This is a genomic window from Chromobacterium sp. (assembly GCF_041912965.1).
Classification (GTDB): domain Bacteria; phylum Pseudomonadota; class Gammaproteobacteria; order Burkholderiales; family Chromobacteriaceae; genus Chromobacterium; species Chromobacterium aquaticum.
In genome coordinates this window covers 6371-13922 of record NZ_JAYSGF010000069.1, presented here as the reverse complement: position 1 = coordinate 13922, position 7552 = coordinate 6371, and the positions used below count along the sequence as shown (strand labels likewise).

Sequence of the window (7552 nt, the reverse complement as noted above, 5' to 3'; positions counted from 1 at the left end):
GTTCATCCACTTGGCTTTCCTGGCTCTATTGCTCCGGAGATCGTAAACAGGTTCTCAGCGGCGCAGGCCCAGTGCGCGTTGATAGGCGGCCGGCGCCAGGCCCACGGTGTGGCGGAAGGCGCGGGTCAGATGGGCCTGGTCGGCGAAGCCCAGGCTGAGCGCCACCGCGCCGGGCGTTTGTCCCTGCGCCAGCAATTGGCGCGCGCGATTGACGCGCAGCTGATTGCGCCAGGCCACCGGCGGCAGGCCGAAGTGCTGGCGAAACTGGCGGCATAGCTGCCACGGCGAGAGCTGGGCCGCTTCCGCCAGCGTCTGCAGCGACAGGTTCTCGTTGATGGCGTCGGCCAGCATTTGCCGCGCCAGCTCCACCGCGCGCGGGGCGGCGGCTTGAGTCTGGTCGTGAACTTGCATATGGCGCTGCAGCACCGCGCCGAACATTCGCTGCAACGCCGATTCGCGCAGCAGCCGGTCCTGGCTTGCGCGCAGCAGGCGATGCAATTGGTCCATGCCGACGGCCAGTGGCGCGTCCAGCACCACGGTGTCGCGAAAATAGGGTCGGGCGTGGGCGTCGCCGCTGATGTCGGCGGCCAGCCGCTGCAAGAAATCAGCGGATGGGTAGAAGCCGCGGTAGGCCCAGCCGCGCGCGTCGGCGGTCTCGCCGGTATGCACTTCGCCGGGGTTGATCAGCACCAGCGCGCCGACGCCGGCGCGGTGGGTGCCGCCGCGATGGCGGTAGGACTGCGCGCCCAGGGTCAGCGCGTTGACCACGTATTCTTCGTGAAAATGCGGCGGGAACACTCGCTGGGCGTAGCTGGCGTCCAGGCATTCCAGTGCGCCGATGTCGTCGGCGCGGAAGAAGTCGGAACGATCGGACGCCGGGCGGGACATGGCGGGGCGTCGCTAGCGGCCCTAGGAGCCGGCCATGAAGGTGCGGATGCCGGAGCCGACGAACTGCACGCCGATGCAGATCAGCAAAAAGCCCATCAACCGCGTCATTACCTCGCGGCCGCCGCGGCCCAGGCGCTGGGCGATCAGCTGAGAGGATTTCAGCGTCAGCCACATGCCGAAGCAGGTGCCGCCGATGGCGGCGAAGGTCATCGCGAAGGCCAGCGCCTTGGCCGGCAGCGTGGTCAGTTCGGCGATCTCGGTGGAAATACCTATCACCACGGCGATGGTGCCGGGGCCGCTGATGCCGGGCATGGCCAGCGGGAAGAAGGCGTAATCCTCGCGTTCGCCGGTCTTGGGCGCGTTGCCCGGATCCTGCGACAGGAACAGCATGCGGTAGCCGAGCACGGCGACGACGAAGCCGCCGGAAATGCGCAGCGCGCCGTAGGAAATGCCGAAGGCGGACATGATCACGTTGCCGGCCAGCAGGCTGACCACCATGATGGCGGCGGCGAACACGCAGGCGCGGCGCGCCTGGTTATCGCGCGCAGAGTCGCTCATCTCACGGGTCAGGGTGATGAACAGCGGAATCTTGGACAGCGGATTGGTGATGGTGATCAGGCTGAGCAGCCCGCCGAACAGGAATTGGAGCGACAACGTCTTGAGCATGGCACTGCGCTGATGAAGCGAACATTACATGGAATGGACGCAGTCTGCCTGAGGCCGCGGGCCAGTGACAAGGGAAATTCTGTTATTGGCCGCAGGGAGCGCGCGCGGCATGACATTGGCTGTGGCATTATGCCGCACAGCTGGCCATGGCGGCTGTGCTAGAGTGCGGAAAACCGGAGGAATCCCTTTATGAAAAAGACATTGAGCGCGCTGCTGGGCCTGTGCCTGTTGAGCGCCGGCGCGATGGCGCATGAATTCAAGCTGGGCGATCTGAAGATAGGCCATCCGTGGAGCCGGGCGATGCCGGAGAGCAGCCCCACCGGCGGTGTCTACCTGCTGCTAAGCAATCGCGGCAAGGCCGCCGACAAGCTATTGTCGGCCAGCACGCCGCGCGCGGCCAAGGCCGAACTGCATACCCACATCAACGACAATGGCGTGATGCGCATGCGCGAAGTGGCCGGCGGCGTGGAAGTGGCGGCCGGTCAGCAAGTTAAGTTCGCGCCCGGTAGCTATCACGTGATGCTGATGGGTTTGAAGCAGCCGCTGCGTGCCGGCGATCATTTCCCGCTGACGCTGCGTTTTGAGAAAGCCGGCAGCGTGACGGTGGATGTGGCGGTGGAAGACGGCGTCGCGCCGGCGGCTGAACACGCGCATTGAGCGGAATGGCGCGATGCTACCGGTAACGTTGCGCCGAAGTTACATCGTGCGGCGCAGCAATCGACGCGGGCTGGAGTAAAAGCTTTACCCCGCGTCGGCGACTGGGCAGACTTGGCCTCGGGAATGTGTTGCAAACAAGACGTCATTGCCACTGCCGGCTCCCTGACAAGGTTATAACGCCAAGTCTGCACAAAGAGAGAAACGATGGAGGAGCGGCCGCTAGCGGTCGCGCACAACAAAATCCAGGGACGCCGGCAGTTCCTATCCCTTCCCATGATGTATGCTGTCAGCCATCTTCTTGCCGACCGCGTTTTCCCGCATGACATCCTTGATTCCCCCCGCCAAAACTCCGCGCCTGAGCATTGAATACTGCACCGGCTGCCGCTGGCTGCTGCGCGCCGCCTGGATGGCGCAGGAACTGCTGACCACCTTCGAGAAGGAGTTGGCGGAAGTCGCCTTGCAGCCGGGCAGCGGTGGTGTGTTCCGCGTCGAGCTGGATGGCGAACTGCTGTGGGACCGCAAGGCCGACGGCGGTTTTCCCGACATCAAGCTGCTGAAGCAGCGAGTGCGCGACCGGGTGGCGCCGCAGCGCTCGCTGGGCCATAGCGACGGCGCCGTCTCCTGATCCGGTCATCGCCATGAGCGAGCCGCTGCGCAAGATTATCCACGTCGACTGCGACTGCTTCTACGCCGCCATCGAGATGCGCGACGATCCCTCGCTGCGGCCGCTGCCGCTGGCGGTGGGCGGCCGGCCGGAAAGCCGCGGCGTGATCGCCACCTGCAATTACATCGCGCGCCGCTACGGCGTGCGTTCGGCGATGTCGTCGGCGCGCGCGCTGCGCCTGTGTCCGGATTTGCTGATCCTGCCGCCGGACATGGCGCGTTACCGCGAAGCCAGCCAGAAGATCATGCGCATCTATGAGCGCTACACCCCCTTGATCGAGCCCTTGTCGTTGGACGAAGCCTATCTGGATGTGAGCGGCCAGCCGCATGAGCAGGGCAGCGCCACCTTGATGGCGGAGGCGATCCGTCGCCAGATCCGCGAGGAGGTGGGCATCACCGCATCAGCCGGCATCGCGCCGAACAAATTCCTGGCCAAGGTGGCCAGTGACTGGAACAAGCCGGACGGGCAATTCCTGATCCGGCCGCAGGACGTGGCCGGCTTCGTCGCCACGCTGCCGGTGGAGAAGATCCATGGCGTGGGCCGGGTCACCGCGCAGCGGCTGAACGAGCTGGGCATTCGACGCTGTGGCGATATGCTGGCCTGGGAGCTGACCGATCTGCTGCGCCATTTCGGCCGCTTCGGCGAACGCCTGTATGAGCTGGCGCGCGGTGTCGATCCGCGGCCGGTGTCCACCGACCGCAGCCGCAAATCGATCAGCGTCGAGGAGACCTATGCCGTCGATCTGCCCGACGTCGCCGCCTGCCTGTCCAAGCTGCCGGAGCTGATAGACCGCTTGAGCGCGCGCATCGCGCGCAGCGGCAACCCCGCGTTCAAGGCTTTGTCGGTCAAGCTCAAGTTCGATGATTTCAACCAGACCACGGTGGAGCACAGCGGCGGCCAGCTGTCGCCGGCGCGTTTTGGAGAGCTGCTGCGGGTGGGTTTCGAGCGCGGCCGGCGTCCGGTGCGCCTGGTCGGCGTCGGCGTCAAGCTGGCTGACGAGCACGATCTGCCGCGCCAGCTGCGCCTGTTCGGTCGCGACGGCCGCCCGCTGCCGGACCTGCCGGCGGAGGACGCTGTCGCGGCCGAGGCGGAGCCGCCAGCGAGTGACGCCGGCCAGCCTCCGCAGCATAGCTGAGGCTGGCCGGCGCAAGGCCGGGATCAGGGGGTTTTGAAGTCGCCGGCGTAGACCTGGAACAGCTGGGCCGGGTCTATGTGCTTGCGTAGCGCGGCGTTCACCTGTTCCACCGTCAGCGCGGCGATGGCGGCGTCCACCTTGGCGTTGAAGTCCATGCTGCGGCCGATCTGCAACTGGCCGTCCAGCGCCGCGCTCAGCGCGCCATCCTGGGCGCGGGCGATTTCCCTTTCCTGCTGCAAGGCCTTCTTGGCGTCGGCCAGTTCGGTGGCGTTGACGCCGTCGCGGATGAAGTGAGCCAGCTCCTCGGTCACGCCTTGTTTCAGCTTGTCCAGGTTTTGCGGCGCGTAGATGGCCACCAGGCTCAGGCTGGCCACCGCTTCGAAGCTTCCCGCCCTGAATTGGCTGCCGGCGTAGTAGCTGATGCCTTCTTTCTGGCGCAGGCGATCCAGCAGCCGCGATTTGACGCCGCCGCCCAGAATCTTGTTGGCGACCAGCATCGCCGGATAGTCGGCGTCGCTGTCCCGCATCGCCAGCGGCGCGGTGGCCAGGTAGAAGGCATTGGCCTTGTCCTTGACCTGCAATTGCCGTTGACCGGGCTTGGCCGGCGGCAGTTGGCTGGCCGCGCGGCTGTAAGCGGCCTGGCTGCTCCAGCCGCCGAACAGTTTTTGCAGCTGGTTTTGTGTCGCCTTGGCGTCGAAATCGCCGACCAGCGCGAAGCGGGCGTGGCTGGCGCCATAGAACTGGCGGTGGAAGCGCTTGATGTCGTCCAGCTTGGTGGTTTTCAGCTCGGCGGCGGCTTCGTCCAGCGTCGGGCGGTAGCGCAGATCGCCCTTGCGATAGACATTGAGCGCCTGGCCCACGGCCTGGGTGGCGATGGCCTGCGGCTCGTTGCGCTGGGCGTCGATGGCGGTCAGGCCCTCTTTGCGCAGCAGTTCGAATTCCCGTTCCGGGAAGCTGGGCTGCTTGAGCAGGCTGGCGACCAGGTCCAGCAGCGCCGGCAGATTGGCGCGAGTGGTTTCAAAGTCGACGTTGACCTCTTGGCCGGAGCCGGAGACGCTGAGCTTGGCCTTCAGCTGATCCAGCCTATCACTGATCTCGGCGCGACTGAGCTTGCCGCTGCCGCGCTCCAGCATGCTGGCGACCAGACTGGGGACGGCGCCGCGGCCGAACAGGCTTTTCTCGTCGCCGAAAGCGAAGCTGAAGCTGCCATTGACGGTTTCGCCACGGGTTTTCTTGGCCAGCAGCGCCAGCTTGGCGCCATTGGCCAGCGTGGTTTTCTCGGTGCGCGCGTCGATATTGGCCGGGCTGGGGTCGAAGGCTTCGCCCTGGCTGATCGCGGCGCGGCCCTTGTAGCCATCCACCAGCTTGGCCACGTCCGGCGTGGCCGGGATCACGCTGCGTTCCGGCTTGGCGGTGGGCACGAACTGGCCATAGGTGCGGTTGGACGCCTTGAAGTAGTTCTCGGCCGCCCGTTCCACGTCCTTGGCGCTCAGCGCCTCGATGCGGTCGCGATTCAGGAAGAACAGCCGCCAGTCGCCCTTGGCGATGGCTTCGGACATTTCCACCGCCAACTGCTGCGGATCGTTCAGGGTCTTGTCGATGTCGTTGAGCAGGCTGCCCTTGGCGCGCTTGAGTTCGGCCTCGGTCACCGGTTTGCTCTTGAAGCCTTCCAGCGTGGCGAGCAGCGCCTGGCGCGCATCGGTCAGCTTCTGGCCCTTGTTCAGTTCCGCCCAGAAGATGATGTAGCCCGGTTCGGCCAGCGCGAACGGCCAGGCCTCGACGCCCACGGCTTTCTTGCCGCCCACCAGCGCCTGGTACAGCCGGCCGTTGGGGGTGTTGGCCAGGATGTCGGCCAAGGCCAGCACCGCGGTCGCGTCCGGGTGGCTGCCGGCGGCGATGGGGTAGAGCACCGCGGCCAGTTGGGTGTCGCCGACGCGCTCCACGGTCAATTCGCGCGCGCCGTCGCGCTGCGGTTCCTCGGTCCAGGTCGGCGTCAGCTGGCGCTGCGGCTTGGCGATCTTGCCGAAAGCCCGCTGGACGACGGCCAGTGTCGCCGCCGGATCGAACTTGCCGCTGATCATCAGCACCGCGTTGTCCGGCTGGTAGTACTTGCGGTAGAAGGCCTGCAGATTGTCGATGCGGACCTTTTCCACGTCGGAGCGCGCGCCTATGGTGTTGTGACCGTAGTTGTGCCAGTCGTAGCTGACCGCGGTCATCTGCTTCCACAGCACGCGGCGGGGATTGTTCTCCCCCATCTCCATTTCATTGCGCACCACCGAGAACTCGGTGTCCAGATCGCTCCTGGCGATCTTGCTGTTGACCATGCGGTCGGCTTCCATCTCCAGAGCCCAGCGCAGATTATCGTCGTTGGCGGGGAAGGTTTCGTAGTAGTTGGTGCGGTCCAGAAAGGTGGTGCCGTTGAACTGCATGCCGCGCTTGCCGAGTTCCTGCATCAGATTGCCGCTGCTGGGCGTGCCCTTGAACAGCATGTGCTCCAGCAAGTGGGCCATGCCGGTTTCGCCATAGCTTTCGTGGCGGCTGCCCACCAGATAGGTGACGTTGACGGTGGTGGTGGGCTTGGAGGCGTCCGGCGCCAGCAGGACGCGCAGGCCATTGGGCAGCCGGTATTCGGTGATGCCTTCCACGCTGGTGTAGGCTTGCAGTTGGCTTTGGCTGGCGGTCACGGTTTCGGCGGCGATGGCCGGCAGGGTGTGGCCCAGGGACAGGGCGAGCAGCAGGCTCAGGGTCTTGATGCGCATGCGGTGGCGTTTCCTCTGGCGTGAATGCGGGACGGCGGCGCGCGGCGGCGCCGGAACTGCATAGGCTTGCGATTTTGCTTGCTTTCGTCAAGTCGAAAACATTCCGGGCATGACGTAAGTCTGGGGCAAACAGGGGTAGGCCGGCGCGGCGGGCAATTGGTTCCCGCCATACGGTACATGAGCATTCTGAGGTCATTTCCAACGTCGTATCGCCGAAGCGCAGCAGATCGTAAACAGGCTCTCAGCGTTTTAGATTGCTGATGCTCATCAACATGCCCATGCCGACGAACAGGGTGACGGTGGCGGTGCCGCCGTAGGACATGAAGGGCAGCGGCACGCCCACCACCGGCAGGATGCCGGACACCATGCCCATATTGACGAAGGCGTAGACGAAGAAGGACAGGGTGATGGAGCCGGCCATCAGCCGGCCGTACAGCGTCTGCGCGCTGGCGGTGATCATCATCGCGCGGCTGAGCACCAGCAGATAGAGCACCAGCAGCAGCACATTGCCGGCCAGGCCGAATTCCTCGGAATACACCGCGAAGATGAAGTCCGTGGTCCGTTCCGGAATGTAATCGAGGTGGGTCTGGGTGCCGTTGAGCCAGCCCTTGCCCCAGGGGCCGCCGGAGCCGATGGCGATCATGGACTGGATGATGTGGTAGCCGTCGCCCAAGGGATCGGTGGTCGGATCTATCATGGTCAGCACCCGGCGGCGCTGATAGTCGTGCAGCAGGTTCCAGACGATGGGCAGGCTGGCCGCGCCCATGCCGATGCCGGCGAAGA

Annotated in this window: 7 protein-coding genes; 3 read left to right on the top strand and 4 right to left on the bottom strand. The window is 65.4% G+C overall.

Annotation, left to right across the window (positions count from 1 at the left end; genetic code table 11):
• Positions 1 to 54: 54 nt before the first annotated feature.
• Positions 55 to 888, bottom strand: a complete 834-nt coding sequence (locus tag ACE3QM_RS21980; RefSeq protein WP_231461605.1) for an AraC family transcriptional regulator — start codon at positions 886 to 888, stop codon at positions 55 to 57.
• 21 nt (positions 889 to 909) lie between these two features.
• The gene (locus ACE3QM_RS21975) at positions 910 to 1554 is read right to left on the bottom strand and encodes a MarC family NAAT transporter (RefSeq protein ID WP_048408368.1); all 645 of its coding nucleotides are present in this window, start codon (positions 1552 to 1554) and stop codon (positions 910 to 912) included.
• Positions 1555 to 1743: 189 nt separating this feature from the next.
• Between ACE3QM_RS21975 and ACE3QM_RS21970 the strand changes: the two genes are divergently transcribed.
• The 3 genes from ACE3QM_RS21970 (at position 1744) to dinB (ending at position 4010) form a co-directional block, all read left to right on the top strand.
• Entirely contained in the window at positions 1744 to 2211 is a 468-nt protein-coding gene (locus ACE3QM_RS21970) for a copper chaperone PCu(A)C (protein WP_374424880.1), read from the top strand.
• Positions 2212 to 2530: 319 nt separating this feature from the next.
• Positions 2531 to 2836: a SelT/SelW/SelH family protein gene (locus ACE3QM_RS21965; RefSeq protein WP_048408438.1), complete on the top strand. Its 306-nt coding sequence runs from the start codon at positions 2531 to 2533 to the stop codon at positions 2834 to 2836.
• A 13-nt stretch (positions 2837 to 2849) separates the two neighbouring features.
• Complete coding sequence (gene dinB, locus ACE3QM_RS21960; RefSeq protein ID WP_374424877.1) at positions 2850 to 4010, top strand: DNA polymerase IV; 1161 nt, start codon at positions 2850 to 2852, stop codon at positions 4008 to 4010.
• A gap of 23 nt (positions 4011 to 4033) precedes the next feature.
• Here the strand turns inward: dinB and ACE3QM_RS21955 are convergent, their stop codons facing one another.
• Together ACE3QM_RS21955 and ACE3QM_RS21950 are read right to left on the bottom strand one after the other, a co-directional pair.
• Entirely contained in the window at positions 4034 to 6769 is a 2736-nt protein-coding gene (locus ACE3QM_RS21955) for a M16 family metallopeptidase (protein WP_374424874.1), read from the bottom strand.
• Between the two features lie 241 nt (positions 6770 to 7010).
• The coding region (locus ACE3QM_RS21950) for an FtsW/RodA/SpoVE family cell cycle protein (RefSeq protein WP_374424872.1) at positions 7011 to 7552 on the bottom strand (542 nt) is incomplete at its 5' end.